Source organism: Flavobacterium suzhouense (genome assembly GCF_042684765.1).
In the GTDB taxonomy this organism is placed as follows: Bacteria; Bacteroidota; Bacteroidia; order Flavobacteriales; family Flavobacteriaceae; genus Flavobacterium; species Flavobacterium suzhouense.
On record NZ_JBHUMD010000024.1, the window covers coordinates 180,205 to 205,194 of the forward strand.

At 40.1% G+C, this 24,990-nt stretch carries 22 protein-coding genes; 8 read left to right on the forward strand and 14 right to left on the reverse strand.

Going from position 1 to position 24,990, the window contains the following annotated elements; all coding sequences use genetic code 11:
- Position 1 precedes the first annotated feature (1 nt).
- From feoB to ACFSR3_RS10330, 3 genes are read right to left on the reverse strand one after another with little or no spacing between them, the layout of a single operon-like run.
- Positions 2 to 2,119, reverse strand: coding sequence for a ferrous iron transport protein B (gene feoB, locus ACFSR3_RS10320; protein WP_379820892.1), 2,118 nt, complete (start codon positions 2,117 to 2,119; stop codon positions 2 to 4).
- The gene (locus ACFSR3_RS10325) at positions 2,119 to 2,358 is read right to left on the reverse strand and encodes a FeoA family protein (protein ID WP_379820893.1); all 240 of its coding nucleotides are present in this window, start codon (positions 2,356 to 2,358) and stop codon (positions 2,119 to 2,121) included. The genes feoB and ACFSR3_RS10325 overlap by 1 nt, the downstream gene beginning before the upstream one ends.
- A gap of 54 nt (positions 2,359 to 2,412) precedes the next feature.
- A complete protein-coding gene (locus ACFSR3_RS10330; RefSeq protein WP_379820894.1) occupies positions 2,413 to 3,105 on the reverse strand; it encodes an SCO family protein in 693 nt (230 codons plus the stop codon).
- Between the two features lie 166 nt (positions 3,106 to 3,271).
- On the opposite strand from ACFSR3_RS10330, the gene ACFSR3_RS10335 reads away from it, so the two are divergent.
- Together ACFSR3_RS10335 and ACFSR3_RS10340 are read left to right on the forward strand one after the other, a co-directional pair.
- Positions 3,272 to 5,338 (forward strand): M13 family metallopeptidase, encoded by a 2,067-nt coding sequence (locus ACFSR3_RS10335; RefSeq protein ID WP_379820895.1) that lies wholly within the window; start codon positions 3,272 to 3,274, stop codon positions 5,336 to 5,338.
- A gap of 147 nt (positions 5,339 to 5,485) precedes the next feature.
- Complete coding sequence (locus ACFSR3_RS10340; protein WP_379820896.1) at positions 5,486 to 6,151, forward strand: response regulator; 666 nt, start codon at positions 5,486 to 5,488, stop codon at positions 6,149 to 6,151.
- A 376-nt stretch (positions 6,152 to 6,527) separates the two neighbouring features.
- On the opposite strand, the gene ACFSR3_RS10345 is transcribed toward ACFSR3_RS10340, so the two are convergent.
- From ACFSR3_RS10345 to ACFSR3_RS10355, 3 genes are read right to left on the reverse strand one after another with little or no spacing between them, the layout of a single operon-like run.
- Positions 6,528 to 7,322 (reverse strand): SDR family oxidoreductase, encoded by a 795-nt coding sequence (locus ACFSR3_RS10345; RefSeq protein ID WP_379820897.1) that lies wholly within the window; start codon positions 7,320 to 7,322, stop codon positions 6,528 to 6,530.
- The gene (locus ACFSR3_RS10350) at positions 7,322 to 7,675 is read right to left on the reverse strand and encodes a hypothetical protein (protein ID WP_379820898.1); all 354 of its coding nucleotides are present in this window, start codon (positions 7,673 to 7,675) and stop codon (positions 7,322 to 7,324) included. Before ACFSR3_RS10350 ends, ACFSR3_RS10345 begins: the two co-directional genes overlap by 1 nt.
- Before the next feature lie 6 nt (positions 7,676 to 7,681).
- Positions 7,682 to 9,349: a bifunctional GNAT family N-acetyltransferase/carbon-nitrogen hydrolase family protein gene (locus tag ACFSR3_RS10355; RefSeq protein ID WP_379820899.1), complete on the reverse strand. Its 1,668-nt coding sequence runs from the start codon at positions 9,347 to 9,349 to the stop codon at positions 7,682 to 7,684.
- Between the two features lie 194 nt (positions 9,350 to 9,543).
- On the opposite strand from ACFSR3_RS10355, the gene ACFSR3_RS10360 reads away from it, so the two are divergent.
- Complete coding sequence (locus tag ACFSR3_RS10360; protein WP_114758438.1) at positions 9,544 to 9,876, forward strand: single-stranded DNA-binding protein; 333 nt, start codon at positions 9,544 to 9,546, stop codon at positions 9,874 to 9,876.
- Positions 9,877 to 10,641: 765 nt separating this feature from the next.
- Here ACFSR3_RS10360 and ACFSR3_RS10365 read toward each other — a convergent pair.
- The 5 genes from ACFSR3_RS10365 to metG all read right to left on the reverse strand — a co-directional run bounded on the left by ACFSR3_RS10365 (position 10,642) and on the right by metG (position 15,942).
- Positions 10,642 to 11,541 (reverse strand): histone deacetylase family protein, encoded by a 900-nt coding sequence (locus ACFSR3_RS10365; RefSeq protein ID WP_379820900.1) that lies wholly within the window; start codon positions 11,539 to 11,541, stop codon positions 10,642 to 10,644.
- Positions 11,541 to 11,858, reverse strand: a complete 318-nt coding sequence (locus ACFSR3_RS10370) for a hypothetical protein (RefSeq protein WP_379820901.1) — start codon at positions 11,856 to 11,858, stop codon at positions 11,541 to 11,543. Before ACFSR3_RS10370 ends, ACFSR3_RS10365 begins: the two co-directional genes overlap by 1 nt.
- 22 nt (positions 11,859 to 11,880) lie before the next feature.
- Positions 11,881 to 12,195: a hypothetical protein gene (locus ACFSR3_RS10375; RefSeq protein WP_379820902.1), complete on the reverse strand. Its 315-nt coding sequence runs from the start codon at positions 12,193 to 12,195 to the stop codon at positions 11,881 to 11,883.
- Between the two features lie 128 nt (positions 12,196 to 12,323).
- Positions 12,324 to 13,715 (reverse strand): serine hydrolase, encoded by a 1,392-nt coding sequence (locus ACFSR3_RS10380; protein ID WP_379820903.1) that lies wholly within the window; start codon positions 13,713 to 13,715, stop codon positions 12,324 to 12,326.
- Positions 13,716 to 13,878: 163 nt separating this feature from the next.
- Positions 13,879 to 15,942 (reverse strand): methionine--tRNA ligase, encoded by a 2,064-nt coding sequence (gene metG / locus ACFSR3_RS10385; protein ID WP_379820904.1) that lies wholly within the window; start codon positions 15,940 to 15,942, stop codon positions 13,879 to 13,881.
- A gap of 198 nt (positions 15,943 to 16,140) precedes the next feature.
- Here metG and ACFSR3_RS10390 point away from each other — a divergent pair, with 198 nt between their 5' ends.
- The 5 genes from ACFSR3_RS10390 (at position 16,141) to ACFSR3_RS10410 (ending at position 20,139) form a co-directional block, all read left to right on the forward strand.
- On the forward strand, positions 16,141 to 17,043 hold the full coding sequence (locus tag ACFSR3_RS10390) for a S66 peptidase family protein (RefSeq protein WP_379820905.1): 903 nt from the start codon (positions 16,141 to 16,143) through the stop codon (positions 17,041 to 17,043).
- Positions 17,043 to 17,402 carry a YraN family protein gene (locus ACFSR3_RS10395; protein ID WP_379820906.1) on the forward strand — a complete coding sequence of 120 codons (360 nt, stop codon included), beginning with the start codon at positions 17,043 to 17,045 and terminating at the stop codon, positions 17,400 to 17,402. The genes ACFSR3_RS10390 and ACFSR3_RS10395 overlap by 1 nt, the downstream gene beginning before the upstream one ends.
- A gap of 236 nt (positions 17,403 to 17,638) precedes the next feature.
- Entirely contained in the window at positions 17,639 to 18,298 is a 660-nt protein-coding gene (locus ACFSR3_RS10400; RefSeq protein ID WP_114758446.1) for an aspartate kinase, read from the forward strand.
- A 100-nt stretch (positions 18,299 to 18,398) separates the two neighbouring features.
- Positions 18,399 to 18,977, forward strand: a complete 579-nt coding sequence (locus ACFSR3_RS10405) for a TetR/AcrR family transcriptional regulator (RefSeq protein ID WP_379820907.1) — start codon at positions 18,399 to 18,401, stop codon at positions 18,975 to 18,977.
- A gap of 70 nt (positions 18,978 to 19,047) precedes the next feature.
- Complete coding sequence (locus ACFSR3_RS10410; protein WP_379820908.1) at positions 19,048 to 20,139, forward strand: MBL fold metallo-hydrolase; 1,092 nt, start codon at positions 19,048 to 19,050, stop codon at positions 20,137 to 20,139.
- A 54-nt stretch (positions 20,140 to 20,193) separates the two neighbouring features.
- On the opposite strand, the gene ACFSR3_RS10415 is transcribed toward ACFSR3_RS10410, so the two are convergent.
- From ACFSR3_RS10415 to ACFSR3_RS10425, 3 genes are all read right to left on the reverse strand, one after another.
- Positions 20,194 to 20,586 (reverse strand): hypothetical protein, encoded by a 393-nt coding sequence (locus ACFSR3_RS10415; RefSeq protein ID WP_379820909.1) that lies wholly within the window; start codon positions 20,584 to 20,586, stop codon positions 20,194 to 20,196.
- A 193-nt stretch (positions 20,587 to 20,779) separates the two neighbouring features.
- Entirely contained in the window at positions 20,780 to 24,097 is a 3,318-nt protein-coding gene (mfd, locus tag ACFSR3_RS10420) for a transcription-repair coupling factor (RefSeq protein WP_379820931.1), read from the reverse strand.
- Positions 24,098 to 24,154: 57 nt separating this feature from the next.
- Positions 24,155 to 24,814 (reverse strand): hypothetical protein, encoded by a 660-nt coding sequence (locus ACFSR3_RS10425; RefSeq protein WP_379820910.1) that lies wholly within the window; start codon positions 24,812 to 24,814, stop codon positions 24,155 to 24,157.
- Positions 24,815 to 24,990 lie beyond the last annotated feature (176 nt).

Sequence of the window (24,990 nt, forward strand, 5' to 3'; positions counted from 1 at the left end):
CTTATTTTAAGAATTGGTATGCAATAAGCGATACCACATAAGCAAAACCGCTCATGCTTATAAGCTGTATCATTGGCCACTTCCAGGAGTTGGTTTCCTTTTTGGTAATAGCCAGCGTACTGATGCATTGCATTGCAAAAGCATAGAACAGCAATAATGATGCCCCGGTAGCAAAATTAAATACTTTTTGACCGGTTATAGGGTTAATCTCGGCATTCATACGTTGCTTAATGGTTACTTCCTCTTCGGCGCTGCTTCCTATGTTGTAAATAGTGGCGAGGGTTCCTACAAACACCTCACGCGCAGCGAAAGATGATACTATAGCAATGCCTATTTTCCAGTCGTAACCTAATGGGCGTATCACAGGTTCTATCGATTTTCCGATGATACCTATGTATGAGTTTTCGAGTTGGTAAGAAGCTATTTTGTCGTTAAGTTCCGCCTGTGGCAGGGTTTTGTTTTCCGGCTGGTGCGAAATGATTTCTTCAGCATTGGCAAATGCCTCACCCGGGCCATGTGACCCTAAAAACCAAATAATGATAGATAACGCTAATATTATTTTTCCAGCTCCGGCAACAAAAGCTTTGGTTTTTTCGAGTACGTTAAGCCCTACGTTCTTAAATAGCGGAAGCTTGTAGTTAGGCATTTCTGCCACAAAAAAGCTCTTGTGTTTCAGCTTTAGTATTTTGTTTAATATCCATGCCGATAGTAATGCCCCGCTAAAACCTAAAAGGTATAATAGCATAAGTGTAAGTCCCTGCAGGTTAAAGACACCCGCAACAACTCTATCAGGAATAACAAGTGATATAAGGATGGTATATACAGGAAGCCTTGCCGAACAGGTGGTAAAGGGTGTAACCAGTATGGTAATAAGCCTTTCGCGCCAGTTCTCTATATTACGTGCTGCCATAATTGCCGGAATGGCACAAGCCGTTCCCGAAATAAGCGGAACCACGCTCTTGCCACTAAGGCCGAAGGGTTTCATAACCTTGTCCATAAGGAATACTACACGGCTCATATAACCGCTTTCTTCGAGGATGGATATAAAGAGAAATAAAAAAGCGATTTGAGGAATAAATATCACCACACCACCAATGCCCGGTATGATTCCCTGAGTGATAAGATCGGTAAGTTTGCCGGGAGGCATAGTAGATTCGGTATATGATGCCAGCCATGCAAAGCCTTCATCAATAAGATCCATAGGTATGCTCGACCAGGTAAATATCGACTGGAATATGAGCATTAGTATGCCAAGGAATATCACATAGCCAAAAACCTTATGCGTAAGTACCCTGTCGAGTTTAGCGCGCAGGTCTTTCGCTTTAGAGTTGTCTATGGTCTGGCCTACTTTTAGTACATCGTTTATAAACTGGTAACGCTTAATCGTTTCCTTTTGCTGCATGCGCTTAAGCTCCGGCTTGTTTTTGGCAAAAGAGCTGTTGCTTTCAATTTCCTTACGTTCAAGCTGTCCAAAATTCACATCTTGTGTAATAACAAGCCAAAGCTTATACAACAACTGATTTGGGAAAGCATTGCGCAGGCCGTTAAAGTAGTCAGGATCTATACTCGATGCATTCAGGCAGGGTTCCGTAGGCAGACTACCATAATTAACGATAAGTTCTTTTATCTGGTCTATGCCTTTGCCTTTACGGGAGCTAACCAAAGCAATTTTGGTTTTAAGATGCTCTTCAAGATAAGGGATGTCTAGAGAAATACCTTTATGCTCCATCCTGTCGCTCATGTTGATAACAAGTATGGTAGGCAGTTCAAGGTCTTTTATCTGGGTAAAAAGAAGCAAGTTTCTTTTTAAGTTCTCTACATCGGTAACCACAACGGCTACATCGGGATAATCTTTATCGTTTTTATTAAGAAGGAGTTCGATAACCACATTCTCATCCATAGAACTGGCATTAAGGCTGTAGGTGCCCGGCAAATCCATAATGGTTCCTTTAGTGCCGTTTGGCAGCTTGCACGAACCTGTTTTGCGCTCCACTGTTATACCCGGATAGTTGCCTACCTGTTGGTTAAGACCTGTCAGCTGATTAAAAACAGAGGTCTTACCGGTATTTGGGTTACCAATTAATGCAATTTTTATGTTCAGTAGATTGTGGGGAGCCATTAATGAGAGTCAGTTAAAATATCAACCTCTATTTGGGCGGCAGTCTCCATCCTGATGGCGACATGGCTTTCGTTGACGTTGATATAAATTGGATCGCCCATTGGGGCAACCTGTAAAAGTTCCACAGTATTGCCGGGAAGGCATCCCATTTCAAGAAGCTTTAGTGGTACAGCATCAATATTAAGTTCAGTAATAATGGCCGTTTGTCCTTTTTTAAGTTCTGCAAGAGTGGCTTTCACTTTTATTTAGAATGAATTTAGATTGCAAAAGTAGCGATTAAAATTTAAAACGTCCTACTTTTCATTGGCTGCAAGCCATTTTATGTCCTCTAAAAGTTGTTTAACATTTTTTTCGCCTTTTACGTCTTTGTCAAGGTTAGTGCCGTTATAAAATCCGCGTATGCGGCCTTCTTTATCAACCAGTATAAAATTCTCGGTATGAACCATATCATACAGTTCGCTCGAGTCAGTCGTTTTAACGGCAAGGTATGATTTGCGGGCTATATAATAAATGTCTTGTTTTTTTCCTGTAACCAGGTTCCATTTGCTGTCTATAACACCTTTTTTATGGGCATACTCTTTCAGTACTTCAGGAGTGTCAATATCGGGTGTTACCGAGTGTGAAAGCAGCATTACTTCGGGCATGTTCTTTATTTGTTCCTGCAGCCAGCTCATATTGTCAGTCATTTTCGGGCAAATGGTAGGGCAGGTGGTAAAAAAGAAATCGGCTACATATATTTTTCCTTTGTAGTCGTTTTGGGTAATGGTTTTTCCGTTTTGATTGGTAAAGGCAAAATCTGCAATTTTATGATCGCGTGCAATATACTGCACGGTGCTGTCTACAAGTTCCGGATTTACATCGGCAGGACTATATACCTTCAGATGTTTTCTTGGCGTAAGTGCACTGTTAAAAAGGAAAAGTATCACAACCGAAAGCAGGGCAAGTACTATCAGGAAGAGCCTGTATTTTTTTAAGAACTGGACCATGTAAAAATAAATTTTTGCAAAATTAAGCAACAGCGCACTATAAAACACATAATAATGCGATTTAGACGTGACTTAAAACTCATTTTCTGCATTTTTAACAGATTTACCATCAGTCATTAGGGGTAACTTTTTATTTTTGTAGGCACTTGAATCAAAAAAACAACATATGAAATTAACCTTCACTGCAAAATGTGTCATTGCCGCTATGGCCATGGGTACAGTTGGTACTGCTCAAACAGCGAGCACAGCCCAACAAAAACCGGGGATTAATCTTTCTTATATGGATAAGAAAGTAAAGCCTCAGGACGATTTCTTCAGATACGTTAACGGTACCTGGCTGGATAATACACAAATTCCTTCTGACAAGACACGTTGGGGAAGTTTTGATGAGCTTCGTGAAAACACCAACAACGATGCTCTTGCGATACTTAAGGAAGCAGCAGCTAATAAAAGCCTGAAATCATCATCAGATCAGGGTAAGGCAGCAAACCTTTACAAAACCATTATGGATACTGTTGCCCGTAACAAGGCAGGGGTAGCTCCTTTAAAGCCATATCTGGCAAAAATAAATGCGGTTAAAAACGTAAAAGATCTTGAAAAGCTTCTGATAGAAATGGAGCCGGTAGGAGGTCTTGGATTCTTTGGTATGGGCGTGGGCTCAGACGCTAAAGACAGTAACAGGAATATTGTTTATTTAGGCCCGGGAAGCCTTGGTTTACCGGACAGGGACTATTATGTTTCAGACGATGCGGACTCGAAAGAGAAACGCGAAAAATATGTTGCTCACGTAGCAAGGATGCTACAGTACCTTGGCGTTAAAAATGCCGATGCTCAGGCTCAGGCTAAAACGGTACTTGCTCTTGAAACAGCTATGGCAACGCCAAGGCTGGACAGGGTAGAACGTCGCGATAGCAGAAAGACCTACAACCCTATGACGGTTGCCGAACTGCAAAAACTTACTCCTGCCATAAACTGGAATGCTTATTTTACAAGCCTTGGACTTTCGTTAAAGTCAGATGAGGTTATAAATGTATCACAGCCTAAATATATGTCTGCGCTTCAGGAGATACTTCAGGCAGGCAAAGTAGAAGACTGGAAAGCATACATGAGATGGACGCTTATTAATCATTCATCAAATGAGCTTTCTACGCAAATTGAAACGGCTAACTGGGAGTTTTACAGTAAAACACTTAGAGGTGCCATTAAAGAGGAAACCCGCGATAAAAATGCGCTTCAAACAGTAAACGGTACTGTGGGCGAGGCATTAGGTAAGCTTTATGTAGAGAAGAAATTCCCACCTGAGGCTAAAGCTAAAGCCGAAGCGATGATTAAAAACGTAATGCTGGCTTTTGAAAACCGCATTAACCGCCTGCCATGGATGGCAAAATCAACCAGAGAGAATGCCATTAATAAACTGCGTAAGCTTAATGTAAAAATTGGTTATCCTGACAAGTGGAAAGATTATTCGGCATTAACAATTAAGGGTCCTGCTGAAGGCGGAAGCTTTTTTGAAAACATGCTAAATGCTTCACGCTGGAGTTTTAAGGAAGATATAGAAAAGCTTCACAAACCTGTTGACAAAACAGAGTGGCATATGTCTCCGCAAACAGTAAACGCTTATTTTAACCCGTCATACAACGAAATTGTATTCCCTGCTGCTATTCTTCAGCCGCCATTCTATGATTATAAAGCTGATGAGGCTGTAAACTATGGTGGTATAGGTGCAGTTATCGGTCACGAAATATCGCACGGATTTGACGATTCAGGCTCACGTTACAATGCCGACGGTAACCTTGTAAACTGGTGGAGCGATGAGGATCTTGATAAATTTACAGGTCTTGGCGGAAGCCTTGCTGACCAGTATAGTGGCCTTCAGCCATTACCGGGCATTTATGTAGACGGTAAGTTTACACTTGGTGAAAACATTGGTGACCTTGGTGGTGTAAATGCTGCTTACGACGGTCTTCAGTTATACCTTAAACAAAATGGTAACCCTGGCCTTATAGATGGTTATACGCCAGAACAGCGTTTCTTTATTTCGTGGGCAACCATTTGGAGAACTAAAGCAAGAGATGAAGCGATTAAAAATCAGGTGAAAACTGATCCGCATTCACCGGGAATGTACCGCGCTTATGTTCCGCTACAAAACGTAGATGCTTTTTATGACACTTTCAGCATAAAACCGGGCGACGGAATGTACATTGCTCCGGACAAACGAGTGAAGATTTGGTAACATTTCTTATACACAGATAATTATAATTCAAAAACCCGTAACAATCGTTGCGGGTTTTTTATTTTTAAATTAAATTGCTGTAAATGAGGTTTTCCGTAATGAAATTTCAAAATTTCGGTATACTTTTATACCAAAATTTGGAGACGTTTGAAAACGAGTTTGAGTGTCCTGGCAATAGATGACCACATGGTGGTGCTGGAGGGTTACCGTTCTATCTTCAACATGCTTGAAGGTAATAAATTTGAGAGCCTTACTTTTACAAAAGCACGTGACTGTAAATCGGGTTACGACGTTTTGGAAAAGTATAAGGACATCCCTTTTGATATAGCCGTTATAGATTATAGCATACCCGAATATCCTGAAATGAAATTGTTTTCAGGACACGATATGGCCGTGGAGGTAAGAAGGCTAATGCCGGACTGTAAAATTGTAATGATGACCATGCACAAAGAAGTGGAGATCATGAGCAATATACTTACCAATGTAAATCCTGAAGGTTTTATCAATAAAAGCGATTGCAATACCGAAGAGATAGCCGAATGCTTTGAAGCTGTGCTTAATGACGAGAAATATTATTCGCCTACGATTTCGAGTTATATTAAACGTCAGCAAAAAGGTATCATGCTCGATGATATTGATACCAAAATCATAGTGTTGCTTTCTAAAGGCATACGAACCAAGAACCTGAGTAAATACATTCCGCTTTCTGATAGTGCTATCGAAAAGAGAAAATACAAGGTTAAGAAAATACTCGATGTAACCGGTGACGACGAAGCATTAATTGAAGAAGCCCGAAAACAAGGTTACCTATAACTTAGATATATAAATCCTGCCTTAGAGCAGGATTTTTTTATGGCCTAAACAATCCGTTAAAATTTTGTTAACTGCGGAAAATCCGCATCATCTAAAATCCCGAATTCTTTTCCTTTGTCTCAAGTTTAATAGCAAATCTTTTAAGCCCCCTAATTTACTTTAAGAGACAAAAAAAGAGATCAGCAAGCATAACCTAAACCAACTTCTGATATCAAAAAACGAGTAGCCTGCGTCGACCTTACTCAGCTAAATTTATAATTGCAGGCAGCTAAAATTGGTTATTAATGTAATAGGTCTTCACGTGTGTGGGTGGAAGGGCGCGGATTTTAATTAGAAGTCCCGCCCCAAACCTTTTTATAGAGGTTTCCAAACCCTATTAAACGTCAAAAACATATCCTAAAATTTTTTCAACTTTATCACCGCTCACCGTTTTCCCAAACGATGGTTTTTCATGACTGAATACCGGAAGAGCTAATCCTAATGCTGCGGCCTTTTTGGTATAATGTTCTTCGCGGGTAGGGTGATAAGGTGCTACGCCATTAAAGATTTCGCCCCAGCTTTCCTTTTCAATAATCTTTTGAATAATGCCAATGCAATCCTCTAGATGGATGAGGTTTACAGGCCCATCCGGATTCTCAAGGTTTTCTTTTCCGGCAAGGTATTTTACCGGCTGACGATCTTCACCCACTAAACCTCCAAAGCGCAATACCGTGGTTTTGAATCGGGCATTTGCTAAAAGTGTTTCGGCCTCTAAGAGCTGTCTGCCACTTTCGGTCTCAGGATTTGGAGTAGTATCCTCGGTCACTGTAGAATGAGAAATGTCGTCGGCATACACGGCGGTAGAACTCACAAACATCACTTTTTGAATTTCTGCGGCTTCGATATACGGGATGAGGTTCTTTATTTTATCTGTAAAGCTTTCGCTGTTTTCGCCTCTTAATTTGGGTGGAATATCAATGATAAGGATCTCGCTTTCGCGAAGAAAAGAATCCATATCACCATCGATACCATTTGCCGAAAGGCTGATGAGAAATGGATGAATTCCCGTTGCTTTTAAAACCTCTGTTTTTTCTGTTGAGGTCGTTGACCCATTAACCAAAAAACCTTTGTTGATTAGCGATTGTGCTAATGGCAAACCGAGCCATCCGCACCCTAAAATGGAGATTTGCATTATGAAATATCTTTACGAACTAAAATGTAATAATCGTTTTCCAATGGCATGTAGCCCTGCTCATACACAAAAAAATAGGTGTTACCGGTTTTGGTATACAGTTGGTTGGTAAAATATTCAAAGTCAAAGCCTTTGCTCATTAGCTTTGATTTAGTGGTTTTGGTTTTGCCTTCTACATTCAGTTCGCTAAGTATACGGTTGTTCTTGCGCAAACGGTTATTAATGTTGCGCATAAAGTTGTTGCTGTCCTTGTTTATTTTGTTGTTCCAGGCATTGCGACAGGCGTCGCTGCAAAATTTCTTGTCTTCGCGGCCAACGATTTTCTCGCCGCATTCAGGACAATTACGTGTCATAAACTATCAGTTCTTTTTAGGTGTTCTTGTTCGTGGTGCTCCGGAATTTGCTTTCATGGTTGAGCTTCCGTTTCGTGCCGCCGAAGCAGTTGTAACTTTTGGCGCTTTAGGTTCGGCAGGGGTTTCGGACTTGGCAATGGGAGACTTTTTAAGCTTGTACAAGTCCTGGCGACGGTCTTTAAGTATTCGCACACTACCAAACTCATGCAGTTCTTTCAGCAGGTCGAGGTCAACGTCTACGATGATTGTCATCTCGGTATTAGGTGTAGCCTCAGCCTTAATTCCGTTAGAAGGAAAAGAGAAGTCCGACGGTGTAAATACAGCCGTTTGCGCATACTGAATATCCATGTTATTAACTCCGGGAAGGTTACCCACACATCCGGCAATGGCTACATAACATTCATTTTCTATAGCACGGGCTTGGGCACAATGTCTCACACGGGTATAGCCGTTTTGGGTATCGGTAAGGAAAGGTACAAACAGTATCTCCATACCCTCATCGGCCATTAGGCGCGATAGCTCAGGGAACTCGACATCATAACATATCATGATGCCTATTTTTCCGCAATCGGTATCAAAGGTTTTTATTTCGTTACCGCCTACCATACCCCAATAGTTTACCTCGTTAGGGGTAATGTGTATTTTGGTATACATCTCAGAAGTACCATCACGTTTGCAAAGGAAACCTACATTATACAGGTTACCATCTTCGAGCATGGGCATACTTCCGGTAATGATGTTTATGTTATAAGATATCGCCATTTCCTGAAAACGCTTACGGATGGGCTCGCTAAAACGTGCAATTTCCCTAATGGCATCGGCTTCGCTCAGGTGGTTAAAGTCGGCCATAAGCGGAGCGATAAACAGTTCCGGGAATAGCGCAAAGTCACTTCCGTAACCCGATACGGCATCGATAAAAAATTCGGCCTGCTCAAACAGTGCCTCAACATTAGCTAACGGACGCATCTGCCATTGTACAAGTCCAAGACGAATAATACTCTTACGGGTGTTGATAAGTACAGGGCTTTTATCGTAGTAAATGTTGTTCCATTCCATAAGCACAGCATAATCCTGAGAGTTCTTGTCGCCCTCAAGGTAGTTGCGCATAACTTTTATAACGTGGAAATCATTACTCAGCTGAAATGCCAGTACGGGGTCGTGTATCTCTTTAAGACGTACTTTTTCTATATATTCCTTAGGAGTAAGCTCATCGGCATGCTCTTCATAACCGGGCATCCTTCCGGCGAAGATGATTGAGCGCAGGTTAAGCTGTTCGCAAAGTTCCTTACGGGCTTCGTAAAGTCGACGGCCCAGGCGCAGGCCACGGTATTCAGGATCTATAAAAACGTCGATACCATATAATACCTCACCATCATAGTCGTGCGTGTCAAAACTATAATTGCCTGTAATTTTCTCATAGGTATGGTTCATAGTAGCCTTTTTATGATCTACTATAAGCGATAGGGCAGAGCCTACTACTTTATCATCCACCAACACCACAAGCTGTCCTTCGGGAAATATCTTAAGCAGTCGCTTGATATCTTTTTCAGCCCAATACGGCTCGTCCATATCTAAATCGACATCTTTATAGGCGTGCTGCATCGAGAGGCGCAGCTCTTTATAATCTTCTATCCTTAAATTTCGTAATTCTACCTTGTTTATCTCTGCCTGCATAATCTCGTGATATAGTGTAAATATACAATAAAATTTTCCGTTTACAAACGTTTACAAATAACTACAACCGACCTTAAGCGGTTACTAACCGAATAAGTTTTGGCGGCTGCCGCAACTTTGCAATGTTGAAACTACGAAATAATCTCGTACAGCAGGAAATGATTTAACATTAACAATTTAATTTTCTACACGCCATGAACGCATTAAAAAACAAAGTACAGCTGATAGGTAACGCAGGAGCCGACCCTGAGATCAAGATTTTTGAAGCCGGAAAAAAACTGGCACGTTTGGTACTCGCAACAAATGAGAGCTATACCAACGACAAAGGCGAACGCATAACTGATACCCAGTGGCACACCGTGACCGCATGGGGAAAGACCGCCGAGATTATTGAGAAGTATGTCACTAAAGGCAAAGAGCTGGCCATAGAGGGCAAGCTGACGCATCGCAGCTACGATGACAAAAATGGCGAAAAACGCTACATTACAGAGGTTGTTGTTAGTGACGTGCTGCTTTTAGGTAAATAAAACCGGTTTTTTTTAAAAGGAGGTTTTAGCCCTTTTCGCCTGCCCCCGGCGAAAGGGCTTTTTTAATTTTATTTGTTGAAGTGAATTCAAATTGTATATTTTACCACAAAGAGCACAATGAATTACACTATGCTCATTAAGTTTTACGCTTATTATGAACCTTGAGTTGGGTTACAATATTTATAATAGTAACGAGTTTTTATTCAAAAGCAACAACGATGACTTTTAAACGCATTTTTAAAATACTGGAATTAACCTTTATAATTTCTATATTCCTGATAGTAAGTATAGTGACATTTTATATAGTCAGGAGTAATAATTATGATGAAAACTATAAAAATTTAAAGTTGGGAATACATCTTGAAACTGTAAAAGAAGAATGGGGAAAACCAAGTAATAGGTTCATTTGTCAGGACACTCTTATCGCATTAACATACAATGACGGGCTTATGACAGACTACGTTTTTAAGTTTGATAGACAGAGCAAAAAACTAGTAGAAAAATGGGCTGGTGATTGATAACACACCCCTAACCCCTCTCAAGAGGGGAACACTCTTGCTCGCCATGATTGCTGAAGTATGAGTGAAGCTAAGGCATCAGCTGTTTAGCGTTAAGCAAATCATGAGAAGAGGCGTTAAGAAAGATTTTCTGTTTGAGCGAAGCGAGTTCAAATCTTTTAGCCGAAGCGAATGATTTGTAGCGTAAACAGGTGCAAGCCTTGAATTTTTGTTTCTTTTGTTTCAAGACAAAAGAAAAGAAACAGAATTAATACAATCCCCTCGCAACTCTATACGTATTAGTATGCGCCTCGATAATAACCTTAATATCCGGGCTATAACCGCCACCCATACTGCACTGTACCGGTATACCTAGTTTATGGCAAAGCGAAAGCACAAATTCATCACGCTCTTTGCAGCCATTTATGGAACAACCTAATTTGCCAAGTTTGTCGGAAGTGAGTATATCTACACCGCTGAGGTAAAATATAAAATCAGGCTTTTGTTCGTCAATCAGTTTGGGAAGTGTTTCCCGGAGTATAGAAAGGTATGCTTCATCATCGGTATTATCAGGTAAGGCAATATCAAGATCAGAAAGCTCTTTTTTAAACGGATAGTTGGTTTTACCATGCATCGAGAAGGTAAACACGGCATCGTTACCGGTAAAAATTTCGGCAGTACCATTACCCTGATGTACATCAAGATCAACAATCAAAACCTTTTTTGCCAGTTTGTTATTGACGAGGTATTGTGCGCCAATAGCCTGGTCGTTCAATAAACAAAAGGCCTCGCCACGGTCGCTGTAGGCATGGTGCGTGCCACCTGCAATATTAAAGGCAATGCCGTGCTGCATGGCCTGATGTACTCCCCAAATAGTTCCCTGTGCTATGCGCAATTCGCGTTCTACCAATTCAGCGGAAAGCGGGAAACCTATTTTTCGCACAGTCCTTGGATCGAGTGTAAGATTGAGGAGTTCGTCAACATAGTTCTTGTCGTGTACTGCCAGTATGTTTGCCATATCAGGCAGACCCGGTTCGTAAAAATCGGAGGGGGTTGCCGTACCCTCATGTAGCAGCTGTTGTGGCAGCAGTTCGTATTTTATCATCGGGAAACGATGGCCTTCCGGTAGCGGATGTTTGTAAATAGGATGGTAGGCGATAGGGAGCATTAACGTCTTGTAATCGTATAAATTTTAAGCATTAGTAACAGGGTAGATAATAGTCCAAGTATCAATCCTGTTTTTTTGTTTTCGTTCTTTTTTGAAGTATTCAGGAAGATATAACCTGAAAAAGTAAGCATAAGTATTGATGCCACAGTTAATACTCTTCCGTTTTGAAGAAATTCAGGATAATAGGATAAATAGGTTTCACGGGCGGTTTCGGTGTCCACTATTTTTGAGCTTATGGCAAACCACAGGAACAAATCGGCTAATATAAAACCTACGAAAAATATAGCAATCCAGAATACAACGGGAGATTTCTTCATTTCGCTAAGATAAGCGATTCACTTAAAGCAACGTAAACATTTTCCAGATAATGATTAAAGCTAATGCTGTAGCAATAGTAGCCGTGGTTATCTTGATAAAATTAGTTTTGGCAGAGCGGATAAAGATAAAAGAAGCGAATACCAGCAGGAGTATAGGCAGTATACTTAATCCTTTAAGATTTCTAACCTGTTCCGGATACTGATTAAGGTAGGCACTTTGATACTGTGATGGATTGTAGCCATTGGTAATGTTTACCCACAAAAAAACGTCACCAAGTATAAATAACAATGAAAGTACAGCGATAAAGATGAGGAAGTTTTTGGTGCTGTTGTTCATAATGTGGTGTTTAGTGTTGTATTACATAAAGTTAGGGATTTCTTTTTGTGTTCTAAAATAAAAAAGTCATCCTGAAAAGGATGACTTACATGTGTTTATCAGGCTGTTAACAGACAACGATAGTATAACTACTTTACTTTTTTAGCAGCCATTTCATTGCCATTTTGCTTTAGGATGGCTGTAGTAACACTACCTTTGTCGTCTTTTTCAAATACCAGTTGGGCTTTTACCACTTTCAGGAAAAAAGTATTCTCACTTTCAGGAAAAATTGGGAATTTTTGCTGGCCGGGTAATTGGGTGTAAAGTTGTCCATTATCAAATGTAATAGCCATGTTAAAACCCGGTTGAAGTTCGTATTCGCCTACAAAAGACTTAAGTTGGCCTTCTGTCAGGGTAATTTCTGTATGGGTGTCTTTAACAATTACCGGTGGTTTACCGTATAATAGGCGACGCAGATTATTCGTAAAAGATAATCCCGTGTCGTTGTTTTGTAATACTATTATAGTCTTGTCATTATCCATCTCCCTTTCAATAAAGGTAACATAGCCCGGCCACCCTCCGCTGTGATTTGCGATCTTGCCATAATCATCAGACTTGTTTACCATCCAGCCAAATCCGTAATTTGTCTTCTCGTTGTCAGGCAATACAGGTGGTGTAAATACAAGTTCAAGTGATTTTTTAGAAACAAGCTTATCGGTATATAGTGCCCTGTCCCATTTCAGCAGGTCAGTTGTAGTTGAATTTACAGTACCGTCTCCTACTATTCCGTCAAGGCATATCACATAGTTATTATTGGGGTCGTTGTCAGGTAATATTTTTTTATGGTTGGCATCAAATACGTAGCCATATGCATAATTGTCAATTTTTTTAGGTGCAAGCCTACGGGTGTATACAAAAGTATTATTCATTTTTAGTGGCTTAAAAATATTGTCGGCCAAAAAATCAGCATACGTTGTTCCTGATGCTTTTTCTATTATTGAGGCTAACAATGCATAACCGGTATTACTATAGTCAAACTTACTGCCCGGTGTAAAATCTGCTGCGGGTTTTTCCTTCGCAAACAGCGCAATGATGTCTTTGTTGGTGTTTATCTTAGTGGTATCTCCTTTTGTACCTATCAGCTGCATATAGTCAGGTAAGCCACCGGTATGGTTTAGCAACTGCCTTATGGTAACGCCATTGTAAAAATCTAATTCAGGGATAAATTTTGCAATCGGGTCATCATATTTTAGTTTGCCTTTTTGTTCTAAAAGCACTATACCCATCGCTGTAAACTGTTTTGATACTGATGCAAGTTCAAAAATCGAATTATCATCAAGCGGCAGTTTTTTGGCTTCGTCGCGTAATCCAAAGCTTTTTTTGTAAACTACAGCTCCTTTTTCGGCGATAAGTACATTACCATTGAATTCCTGTTTAGCTGAAAGTGATGTAAAAAGGCTGTCAATTTTTTGTATGCGACTATCCTGGGCATTGGCTACGCCCATATAAGAGAATAATGTAAGCAGTAAAATTTTTTTCATGTTGGTTAAGGTTTAATAATAAGACGATTATTTTAGGATGATGTTACAGTTGTGTAGTAAAAGTTTTATGTAAATGAATTCCATCGTCACGCCTTTTTTAAACAATTAAAAAGGGCTGTATCATTTTTGATACAGCCCACGTATGTTTTACAAAAAAGTATAATTAACTAATCACTTCACCATTCCCAACACCATCAGTATCAGGGTTAACGAATACAAGTTTACCTTCGGCGTTTTGTGTCATAAGTATCATACCCTGGCTTTCCACACCGCGAAGGGCACGTGGCGCAAGGTTTACCAATACAGTAACACGTTTTCCTACCACTTCTTCCGGTGTAAAGCTCTCGGCAATACCCGAAACAATAGTGCGCACATCAATACCAGTATCTACTTTTAAAACCAGAAGTTTGTTGGCTTTTGGCATTTTCTCTGCTTCTAAAATGGTTCCGGTACGGATATCCATTTTTGCAAAATCGTCATACTGGATAAGGTCTTTTTGCGGCTCAGCTTTTTTATTCTCAGCTTTGTTGGCTGTTTTGGTAGCCTCAAGGCGGTCTATTTGTTTTTGTATCGTTTCGTCTTCTATTTTAGCGAATAGCAACTCGGCCTGGCCTATTGTATTACCTGCAACAAGAAGGTCTGATTTTACAGAAATATCGTTCCAGTTCAATGACCCTTCGCTTATAGCCAGCATATTTTTAAGCTTGGCAGCCGTAAACGGAAGGAATGGCTCAGACAGTACCGATAATGCAGCAGCTATTTGCAGAGCCACATACATTTGCGTTTGTACACGTGTCGGATCTTCTTTAATTACTTTCCAAGGCTCTTCATCTGCCAGGTATTTGTTACCAAGGCGGGCAAGGTTCATAAGTTCGGTAAGCGCTTCTCTAAAGCGGTAACGCTCTATAGACGATGCAATAACGGCAGGGTAGGCGCGCATTTCGGTTAGTGTAGCCTCATCCACATCGCTGTAAGCGTTAGGTGCAGGCACTACACCTTCGTAATATTTATTGGTAAGTACTACGACACGGTTAATGAAGTTACCGAAGATAGCTACCAGCTCATTATTGTTTCTTGCCTGAAAATCTTTCCAGGTAAAATCGTTGTCTTTAGTCTCAGGTGCAGTTGCCGTAAGCGAATAACGCAATACATCCTGTTGGCCCGGGAAATCCTGTAGGTATTCGTGGAGCCATACCGCCCAGTTTTTGGAAGTAGACAGTTTGTTGCCCTCAAGGTTCAGGAACTCATTGGCAGGAACGTTGTCCGGCATGATATAAGATCCCTCAGCTTTAAGCATCGCAGGGAATATTACGCAATGGAAAACAATATTGTCTTTCCCGATAAAGTGCACCAGTTTAGTATCAGCACTTTTCCAATAAGGTTCCCAGTCTTTGCCTTCACGCGCTGCCCACTCTTTAGTCGACGAGATATAACCGATAGGCGCATCAAACCATACATAAAGTACTTTGCCCTCGGCACCTTCTACAGGTACAGGAATACCCCAGTCAAGATCGCGGGTTACCGCACGTGGCTTAAGCCCGTCTTCTAACCATGATTTTACCTGACCGTATACATTTGGCTTCCAGTCGTTTTTATGGCCTTCAAGAATCCATTCGCGAAGGAATGTGTCATATTGATCCAATGGAAGGAACCAGTGTTTTGTAGATTTTAGCACAGGTGTTGTTCCTGTTATGGTCGACTTAGGATTGATAAGATCCGTAGCATTAAGCGAGGTACCACAGTTTTCGCACTGGTCGCCATAAGCATCCGGGTGACTGCATTTAGGGCAGGTACCGGTTACAAAACGATCAGCAAGGAACTGGTCCGCTTTTTCGTCATACAACTGCTCGGTAACTTCTTCTATGAATTTACCCTCGTTGTAAAGTTTCTTAAAAAACTCCGATGCTGTTTCGTGATGAATCTTTGCAGAAGTACGCGAATAGTTGTCGAACGAGATTCCAAAATCCTCAAAAGACTGCTTGATGATAGCGTGGTATTTGTCAATCACCTCCTGTGGCGTAATGCCTTCTTTTTTGGCCTTCATAGATATTGCAACGCCGTGCTCATCACTTCCGCAGATAAACGCCACATCTTTACCCTGAAGCCTCAGGAAACGTGAGTAAATATCTCCGGGAACATAAACACCTGCAAGGTGGCCTATATGTATGGGACCGTTAGTATAAGGCAAAGCGGCAGTAACAGTATATCTTTTTGGATCTTGTAACATCTGGTTCATTTTATTAGAAATGCAAAAGTACGAAATAATGGCTTAAAAATTTCGCCACGAATTGCACCAGTACCATGAATTATTTTATGAGTAAATCCATTCGGAAACCTTTGTGTATATTTGTGGTATAGCCAAAAAGCAATGCAAAGAATCTTTTTATCATTACTCTTACTTTTATCGATAACATTACAAGCCCAAATGTCTGTAAAAATTCCGCCTTACCTTAAAAAAGGCGATACGGTTGGTATTTTGGCTACAGCCCGAAAAGTAGATATGGCTCCATTAGAACCGGCTATACAACTTTTAAAAAGCTGGGGTCTTAATGTAGTGATAGGTAAAACGGTTGGGCTTGATAATAACCAGCTTGCCGGGCAGGACTGGCAACGTGCCCAGGATTTTCAGAATATGCTTGATAATCCTAACATAAAAGCAATCTGGACAGCCAAAGGCGGTTACGGCACCGTGCGTATGGTTGACAGGCTCGATTTTACCAAATTTAAACAGCATCCCAAGTGGCTGGTAGGTTTTAGTGATTTTACCGTGATGCATAGCCATGTGAACAATTTTGATATTGCAACCCTGCATTCTATTGCCTGTATTAGCGTGAAAGGAGCTACACCTGAAGCCATAGAAGGGCTGCGCAAAGGGCTTATGGGGGGCAAGATTGAATACAGTATTGAGCCACATGTTTTTAATAAGCCAGGTAAGGCACATGGTGAATTGATAGGTGGGAACCTTTCGGTGCTTTATAGTATAATGGGATCGGTATCAGAGGCAGATTATAAAGGGAAGATCATTTTTATTGAAGACCTTGATGAGTATCTGTATCATATAGACCGTATGATGATGAACCTGAAGCGTAACGGCTATTTTAAGGAGGTAAAAGGTATAATAATTGGCGGCATGACCAAGATGAGGGATAACGACATTCCCTGGGGGCACGACGCATTAGAAATCGTTCAGGATATTACTAAGGAATATAACATTCCTATTTGTTTTAATTTTCCCGCAGGACATATTAAGGATAATAGGGCGCTTGTTTTTGGAAAACAAATTACACTCGATGTTTCAGCTTCAGGAACTAAAATAACCTTTGACTAATGGCAGAGCATAACGACCTCGGAAAGACAGGTGAAGAGAAGGCTGTCGAATTTCTTCAGAAGAATGGTTATAGTATTTTACAGCGTAATTATGTTTTCCAGAAAGCAGAGATCGATATCATAGCCCAAAAGGGAAATGTTCTTGCTGTTGTTGAGGTAAAAACACGTTCTTCTTTAGAGTTTGGACTGCCTCAGGATTTTGTTAAGCCTAAAAAAATCCAGCTTTTGGTTAAAGCGGTAAATGAATATGTAATTGAAAACGATTTGGATACTGATGTACGTTTTGATATTATTTCGGTTTACAAAAACGGGAATGTATATGAGATCGAGCATCTGGAAGATGCCTTTTTTCATTTTTAAGAAAACAGGATTGTTATTTTTTCTCGCGGTATTAAAAAAAACAATCAAAATGTTAACTTTATCTAAAAAAATGTTATTTTCGCAATACCCTGAATCTGCTTAATTCATTGCGTTTTCGTAAAAAAAAGTATTTGAATTATAAAAAAATGTTCTTTTTTGAGTTGTTATATTTGTAACAAAATGTTTTATTTTTATATTTGCCAACCAAAGTTGCAACATAATCAATTAATTAGGCTATGAAGACGATCTCATCCGTAGTAGAACACTACATTAAAACAAAACCATTTTTGCTGAGCGCATTGTCGCAGGGTATTATCAACCTTACGTCATTGGCGCGAAACATGATGCCGGAGCTGGAGCAGGAACTTGGTAAAGATGTTAAACAGGGTGCTGTAGTAATGTCGTTAAAAAGATTGTCCGAAGATCTTGACTTTAGGGTAAATCATAAAATCATAAAAGTATTAAGAGCTATAGGCGAAATAACAGTTCGTTCATCGCTTACTGATTATACTTTTGCCGTGTCTGATACTATTCTTGCCAAACAGGCCGAACTTATTGCTAACATAAATGCTAATCCTGAAGTTTTTTATACTTCGTCAAGAGGTGTAAACGAAACGAATATTGTGGTAAGTTCATCAATGAATGCTGTCGTAGACAGGCTTTTTGCTGATGAGAAACAAATTGAGCGTACAGAAGATCTTGCTTCTATAACTGTCAAACTGCCAAAAGAGAATATTTCTACCCCGGGTGTTTATTACTACATTTTTCAACGTTTGGCGTGGGAAGGGATCATCATTTCTGAGGTAATTTCGACATCTTACGAATTTACTATTTTGGTAAGCGAGCAGGAGGTAGACCTTGCCTTTAAGGTAATCAAAGATCTCAAGAATCTTTAAAACAAGATAGTAACAATATTTGAAGCCCTCTTTTAAGAGGGCTTCATCTTTTTTACACATTTAATGTATTACATATTGGTTTTTAATATATCTTTGTAGAGTGATTAGTCAATCTGTAAATGATAAGCGTAAAGATTTACTCTCGGCAGCCTTGAGGCTGTTTGCCGAGAATGGCTTTCATGGCACCCCTACAAGTAAGATTGCTAAAGAGGCCGGCGTTGCAAACGGAACGCTCTTTCATTATTATAAAACAAAAGAAGACCTTATAGTATCCCTTTATATTGATATAAAAATCAGGATGTCCGAATATGTTGAAGTCCATTCTGAGAAAGAGAAAAGTGTCAAAAAGAATTTCAGGAACCAATATTTACAGGTTATGCTATGGTCGTTGAAGCATCGCGATGAATTCCTTTTTATTCAGCAATTCCATAGCTCTCCTTTTGCTTCACTTGTACCGGCAGAAGAAATTGAAAGGCTTAGCGGAAAAACATGTGAGCAGATTGAAAAGGCAATTAAGGATAAGGCTATTAAAAAAAGAGACGTAAATTATATTATGACTCTTTTTACCAGCCACACTTTTGGGCTTAACCAATATCTAAGCAAAGCGCAACTTAACGAAAAAGAACAAAAAGAGGTAATTAAAGACTCCTTTGATATGCTTTGGAAAATGCTGTCTTAATTTTTAATCTATATAGAGTGATTAGTCAGTCTATTATTGAATGATGAAAAAAAGAATAAAAAAAATATTTATGACACTATTAATAATACTGGCCTTACTGGTTGCCGGAGTTATACTTTTTATGCAAACGCCCCAATTTGGGCGTAAACCAACTGGAGAGCGATTAAAGAAAATAGAGCTTTCTCCAAACTATAAAGACGGACAATTTCAGAATCTGAGCCATACTCCCGATTTGGCCGAAGGAGTAAGTATGAGTAATGTACTGTGGAAGTTCTTTTTTGGAAAAAGCAAAAGAAGTAAACCAAAGGCGGCACTGCCTTCACAGAAAACGGATTTACTTCATCTCGATCCTAAAGAGAATATAATTGTTTGGTTTGGTCACTCATCATACTTTATTCAGGTTGATGGAAAAACCATACTGGTAGATCCTGTATTTAGCGGTTCGGCTTCTCCTATAAGTTTTACTACAAAGGCTTTTGCCGGAGCCGATGTGTATTCTGCGGATGATTTTCCTAAAATTGATTTTCTATTTATTTCCCATGACCACTGGGATCATCTGGATTATGAAACGGTAATGAAGCTTAAAGCAAAAGTAAGTAAAATTATTACCGGGCTTGGCACGGGAGAACATTTTGAGCGTTGGGGCTTTGATATGAACTCAGTAATTGAACGCGACTGGTATGAAACGGTAGAACTGGGTGAGGGCTTTACCGTGCATGTAACACCGGGTCGTCATTTTGCAGGGCGTACCTTTAAACGCAATACAGCTATATGGGCATCTTTTGTACTAAAGACGCCTACCCAAAATTTATTCCTTGGTGGAGACTCGGGATATGATTCACATTTTAAGGCTACAGGTGATAAGTATGGCCCTTTTGATGTGGCAATACTGGAATGTGGTCAATATAATGAGTACTGGAAATACATACACATGATGCCGGAGGAAACCGTAAAAGCAGCGCAGGAACTAAAGGCGAAAAAATTAATGCCGGTGCACTGGGCTAAGTTCTCGCTGGCATTGCACGATTGGGATGAGCCGATTTTAAGGGTAACAGCTGAAGCTAAAAAGCAAAATATGCCCCTGATTACACCGATGATTGGACAAAAGGTAAACTTTGATAAAGAGGAGACTTTTGCCGAATGGTGGAAAGGATTAGAATAAAAAAAACGCGTTTAAGATATCTTAAACGCGTTTTTTTCTATATATAGCTTTCTTCTAATTAAATGTTGCCGAAACCGTAGCAACTATAATACCGTCTGAGTCTGCAGTAGCATCTATAGATTTTAGTTTTGTTTCACCCTGATAAACGTTAAGGGTTACTTTATCTCCGGGTTGTGCATCTATTGCCGAAAAGTTAAAGCCACCTGCATAAGTGTCGGTGTCTGCAGTATAAGTATATGTCCATGGCAGAGAAGTAATATCTACAGATGTACCTCCACCATTAGCGGTATAGGTTGCGCTCATGTCTGTAGCAGTTGTCGAACCTGTTACTTCATACTTAATTTCTCTTGAAGATGATACCGGTTTTTTGTCATCATCATCTGAACATGAGGTTAGCGATACTGCCGACATAATTACCGCAAACACATAAATCAATGGATTTTTCATAAAATATTTTTTAATTGTTTATTGGTCGCAAATATATATTTCCGGATTTTTAAACACTCTTAAAATGTAGGATTTAACTTAAGTTTAACCCATTTTAAGGAGAACTTAAGAAGATTTTAAGAAGTACAGTTTCACGAATAAAAAAAGGAAGAGCCAAAAGCTCTTCCTCTGTCATTGCTGATATGCGGGCTATTTACTCAAATACCAGTTCAAGCATTTCGAGTGCTTTTTTGAGCGATTTTACATTCTCAAAAGTAAGCAGCAGCCTTAGTCCGTTTTTGGTTTGTTTTTCTTTCATCCTTGCAACTCCCTGATGTCTTTGTACAAATTGCAGTACTTTATGGAAAGCCCCCGACTGGTAATAGTCGGATTGTTGATCGCCTACAAAATAACCTACCATTTTACCCTGTTTCAGTACCAGTTTTTCAATACCCATTTTAGTAGCGAGCCATTTAATGCGCATACTTATCATAAGCGCCTGAGCTTGTTTAGGCAATGGCCCGAAACGGTCTGTCAGTTTAGCTTCAAAAGCAATGAGCTCTTCTTCGTTCTTAACGGCAGCAAGGTCGTTGTACAGGTTAAGACGCTCGGTAATATTGTTTACATATTCGTCAGGGAAAAGTAATTCAAAATCGGTATCAATCTGAATTTCTTTTACATATTCTTTTTCAGTTTGCTCTTCTCCGTCGTCATAAAGGTCTTTAAACTCATTTTCTTTAAGTTCATCGATAGCCTCGTTCATGATCTTTTGGTAAGTATCAAAACCAATCTCATTAATGAATCCGCTTTGCTCACCGCCTAGCAAGTCTCCCGCACCACGAATTTCAAGGTCTTTCATGGCGATATTAAAACCACTGCCCAAATCGCTGAACTGCTCTAAGGCCTGTATACGCTTGCGGGCATCTTCGGTCATTGCGGAATAAGGAGGCGTGATGAAGTAACAAAAAGCTTTTTTATTGCTTCGGCCTACACGTCCTCGCATCTGGTGCAGATCAGACAGTCCGAAGTTATTGGCATTGTTAATGAAGATAGTATTGGCGTTTGGTACGTCAAGACCACTTTCAATAATAGTGGTTGCAACAAGTACGTCAAACTGGCCATCCATAAAATCAAGCAACAGTTCTTCGAGTTTTTTACCATCCATCTGGCCGTGGCCAATGCCTACCTTTGCTCCCGGAACAAGACGCTGTATCATTCCGCCTACTTCCTTAATGTTCTCTATACGGTTGTTAATAAAGTATACCTGTCCGCCACGTTGTATCTCATACGAAATGGCATCACGAATAATTTCTTCGTTAAATCCTACCACCTGCGTTTCTATAGGGTAACGGTTAGGCGGAGGTGTTGTAATGACAGACAAGTCCCTTGCAGCCATAAGCGAGAACTGAAGTGTTCTTGGAATAGGTGTTGCGGTAAGGGTAAGGGTGTCTACATTTTGAGCTATCGTCTTAAGCTTATCTTTTACATTTACACCAAACTTTTGTTCCTCATCGATAATCAAAAGCCCCAGATTTTTGAACTGTACATTTTTATTTACCAGTTGGTGTGTGCCAATAAGGATATCGAGTTTTCCGTCCGCAAGATCTCTCAGGGTTTCCGATTTTTGTTTTGCTGTACGGAAACGGTTAAGATATCCTATGGTAACCGGCATATCTTTAAGCCTTTCACTAAAGGTTTTAAAATGCTGAAATGCCAGTATAGTTGTAGGTACTAATATGGCAACCTGTTTGCCATTATCGGCAGCTTTAAATGCGGCACGAATGGCTACCTCTGTTTTCCCGAAACCTACGTCGCCACATACAAGCCTGTCCATAGGGCGTTCGCTTTCCATATCGGCTTTTACATCGCGGGTAGCCGTAATCTGATCAGGTGTGTCTTCATAAATAAAAGACGATTCTAACTCGGCCTGCAAATAACTGTCCGGCGCATACTGAAAACCTTTTTCCAGCCTGCGTTTGGCATATAGCTGAATAAGGTTAAAGGCAATGTGCTTAACTCGTGCTTTTGTTTTTTGCTTAAGCACTTTCCAGGCATTGCTGCCCAGTTTATATATTTTAGGAGGCGCACCATCTTTACCGTTGTATTTTGATATTTTATGCAACGAGTGGATGCTTACATACACAATATCATTATCGGCATATACCAGCTTAATGGCTTCCTGTGTCTTTCCTTCTACCTGTATTTTTTGCAGTCCGCCAAATTTTCCGATACCGTGGTCGATATGGGTTACGTAGTCACCTACTGATAGTGAATTTAATTCTTTTAGCGTAATGGCTCCTTTTTTAGAATAGCCATTTTTGATGCTGAATTTATGGTAGCGTTCAAATATCTGGTGATCGGTGTAACAGGCAATCTGGTATTCTTCGTCTATAAAACCTTCATAGATAGGGAATACTATCGTTTTATATTGCTTGCGAAGGTCTTCATGTCCGGCTTCGTCCAGGCTTTCAAAAATGTCGTGAAAGCGTTTGGCCTGAGCTTCGTTAGAACAGAAGATATAATTCTTGAAGCCATTGTTGTGATTGTCGCTCAGGTTATTCAGTAAAAGGTCAAACTGTTTGTTGAACGACGGTTGAGGCTGAATATGGAATTCAAAAGTTTTTTGTGTTCTGAATATAGGTTTGGTGCCAAACTCGATAATGGTAAAATCGAGCGCCTTTTTTATAAAAGCCTCCTGATTAAGAAAAAGCTCTGATGGTGCTGCGTGTTTAATGTCTTTCGAAAGCTTTTCGAAAGCTTCGTTAGCCTTGTTGAATAAAACATCGAGTTTAGAAAAAAGGGCATCGGTATCTCGGATAAGGATAACCGTTTTTTCGTTTATGTATTCCAGAAAGCTTTCACGGTTTTCCTGCAGTTGCTTATTTTCAACATTAGGCATTACCGTAATTTTTTTCTTTTTTTCAAGGGATAACTGTGAAGCAACATCAAACGTACGAATGCTGTCTACCTCATTGCCAAAGAATTCTATACGGTAAGGATTGTCGTTTGAGAATGAGAATACATCGACAATACCACCACGAACAGAGAACTCTCCCGGTTCGGTTACAAAATCAACACGTCGGAACTCATATTCAAACAATACCTCATTAATGAAATCTATAGAAACCTGATCGCTTACGGCAACTTTCAGCGTATTTTTTTCGAGTTCTTTTCGGGTAACTACCTTTTCAAAAAGGGCTTCGGCATAAGAAACAATGATAGCAGGTTTTTTACGGGAATTGATACGGTTAAGCACTTCCGATCGCAATAGTATGTTAGCGTTATCGGTTTCTTCAATCTGGTAAGGGCGCCTGAATGAGCCCGGATAAAACAACACATCCTGATCGCCAATGAGCTGCTCAAGGTCGTTAAGGTAATAAGCGGCCTCTTCTTTGTCTTTAAGGATAAGAAGGAACGGCAGTTCGCTTTGGCGGAAAAGCGGATCGGTAACAAAAGACAATGCCGAACCTAAAAGCCCTTTTACATGTATTTTGTTTTCGCGTTGCTGTAAGGCACTAACGATTTGTTTTATTTTAACCGACTGGCCGTATTTATCTAAAATTTCAGGTTTCAATGTGGTTCTTTATAATCAGTTATTTTGTGCAGGTCCCGGTCTTGGTGTAAATGTTCGCATTTGCTGATTAGGCGCAGGCGAAGACTGCGGTTGTGGCTGCATCCCGGGATTAGCCATACGGGTAGTATCAAGTGCCCTTAGCATTTCTTCTTCCCCTATCTCTTTCGGAATTTCGCTTAAAATTACCATTTCACTCATTTGGTTTTGCAGCGAGGTTGTTTCGTGAGTAATCTCTTTTATAAGCGACACTACTTTTTTATCAGGTATAACCGCAATGTTTATATAAGTGTACAGCGATTTAATTTTGGTATTAAGCCCGTTTAGACGGCTGCGTATCTGTGGCTTGTTGAAAAATCCGGGAATGTTTGTATTAAGCTGCTCTCCTTTTGCAACAAGGGTCTTAGCCTTTTGTCTGTATGCACTTAAGGAACCGGTAGGCTTTTGCATCAGTTCGTTATGAAATTGCTGCCACTCGTTCCAACCCGAAATTTGGGCTGCAACCTTATCATTTACAGGAGGAACATTAAACCTCCAGTTCTCGCTTATTACTTTTAAAATGGAGTCGTTTTGTTTTTCAGTTCGGATTGTTTCGGCGCGTCGTTGAGCGTCGTCGTCCTTACAGGAAAAAAGTACTGCCGAAAAACAGCAAACCACAATGAGTTTCAGGTATTTCATGTTTGATTGTTGAAGTAGCAAATTTACGAATGTTTACTAATATGTTCCTGCCTGAGATTAATTCTTTAGAAACATTTTTAATTTACTTTTTACGGAAAAGGCGAGCGGTTTTTTCAGGATAATGCATCAGGACAGCTTTACAAATCACAATCTTTTAAAAAAATGTTACAATAGGG

Bases quoted from the DNA above. Each gene is read 5' to 3' on its own strand.
- feoB (WP_379820892.1), bottom strand. From the start codon at position 2,119: ATGGCTCCCCACAATCTACTGAACATAAAAATTGCATTAATTGGTAAC.
- ACFSR3_RS10330 (WP_379820894.1), bottom strand. From the start codon at position 3,105: ATGGTCCAGTTCTTAAAAAAATACAGGCTCTTCCTGATAGTACTTGCC.
- ACFSR3_RS10335 (WP_379820895.1), top strand. From the start codon at position 3,272: ATGAAATTAACCTTCACTGCAAAATGTGTCATTGCCGCTATGGCCATG.
- ACFSR3_RS10345 (WP_379820897.1), bottom strand. From the start codon at position 7,322: ATGCAAATCTCCATTTTAGGGTGCGGATGGCTCGGTTTGCCATTAGCA.
- ACFSR3_RS10350 (WP_379820898.1), bottom strand. From the start codon at position 7,675: ATGACACGTAATTGTCCTGAATGCGGCGAGAAAATCGTTGGCCGCGAA.
- ACFSR3_RS10355 (WP_379820899.1), bottom strand. From the start codon at position 9,349: ATGCAGGCAGAGATAAACAAGGTAGAATTACGAAATTTAAGGATAGAA.
- ACFSR3_RS10360 (WP_114758438.1), top strand. From the start codon at position 9,544: ATGAACGCATTAAAAAACAAAGTACAGCTGATAGGTAACGCAGGAGCC.
- ACFSR3_RS10365 (WP_379820900.1), bottom strand. From the start codon at position 11,541: ATGCTCCCTATCGCCTACCATCCTATTTACAAACATCCGCTACCGGAA.
- ACFSR3_RS10370 (WP_379820901.1), bottom strand. From the start codon at position 11,858: ATGAAGAAATCTCCCGTTGTATTCTGGATTGCTATATTTTTCGTAGGT.
- ACFSR3_RS10375 (WP_379820902.1), bottom strand. From the start codon at position 12,195: ATGAACAACAGCACCAAAAACTTCCTCATCTTTATCGCTGTACTTTCA.
- ACFSR3_RS10380 (WP_379820903.1), bottom strand. From the start codon at position 13,715: ATGAAAAAAATTTTACTGCTTACATTATTCTCTTATATGGGCGTAGCC.
- metG (WP_379820904.1), bottom strand. From the start codon at position 15,942: ATGTTACAAGATCCAAAAAGATATACTGTTACTGCCGCTTTGCCTTAT.
- ACFSR3_RS10390 (WP_379820905.1), top strand. From the start codon at position 16,141: ATGTCTGTAAAAATTCCGCCTTACCTTAAAAAAGGCGATACGGTTGGT.
- ACFSR3_RS10395 (WP_379820906.1), top strand. From the start codon at position 17,043: ATGGCAGAGCATAACGACCTCGGAAAGACAGGTGAAGAGAAGGCTGTC.
- ACFSR3_RS10400 (WP_114758446.1), top strand. From the start codon at position 17,639: ATGAAGACGATCTCATCCGTAGTAGAACACTACATTAAAACAAAACCA.
- ACFSR3_RS10410 (WP_379820908.1), top strand. From the start codon at position 19,048: ATGACACTATTAATAATACTGGCCTTACTGGTTGCCGGAGTTATACTT.
- ACFSR3_RS10415 (WP_379820909.1), bottom strand. From the start codon at position 20,586: ATGAAAAATCCATTGATTTATGTGTTTGCGGTAATTATGTCGGCAGTA.
- ACFSR3_RS10425 (WP_379820910.1), bottom strand. From the start codon at position 24,814: ATGAAATACCTGAAACTCATTGTGGTTTGCTGTTTTTCGGCAGTACTT.